We start from the raw sequence: 388 nt of genomic DNA, 5'->3' as shown, positions 1-388 counted from the left end.
TAGCCGTATCGGAAGGTGCGGCTGGATCACCTCCTTTCTATGGAGAATTACGAGGCAACATTGGTTGCCAAACTTGCATGAGCGTTTCGTTCAGTTTTGAAAGAGCAATAGTTCTTTCATGAAAAGGTTTGTTTTGATGAAGAGCAAGTCTCTTCTAAGAAACACCTCCGGCTAATGGCTATGTCGGAGTATTTACCTTTCTTTTGTGGGCCTGTAGCTCAGCTGGTTAGAGCGCACGCCTGATAAGCGTGAGGTCGGTGGTTCGAGTCCACTCAGGCCCACCATAAAAGAATTTCTGGGGCCTTAGCTCAGCTGGGAGAGCGCCTGCCTTGCACGCAGGAGGTCAGCGGTTCGATCCCGCTAGGCTCCACCATTTATTTCTTCTATA

2 tRNA genes are annotated in these 388 nt (G+C 49.2%); both read left to right on the top strand.

Annotated features, from left to right (window positions below):
- Positions 1 to 207: 207 nt before the first annotated feature.
- A tRNA-Ile gene (locus ACXAHI_RS21040) sits at positions 208 to 284 on the top strand.
- A gap of 13 nt (positions 285 to 297) precedes the next feature.
- Positions 298 to 373, top strand: a tRNA-Ala gene (locus ACXAHI_RS21035).
- Positions 374 to 388: the final 15 nt, after the last annotated feature.

It is taken from the genome of Anaerobacillus sp. ABD4_527 (genome assembly GCF_056160805.1).
The sequence above is the reverse complement of the archived record's forward strand: the minus strand, read 5'-3'. Positions and strand labels throughout refer to the sequence as shown.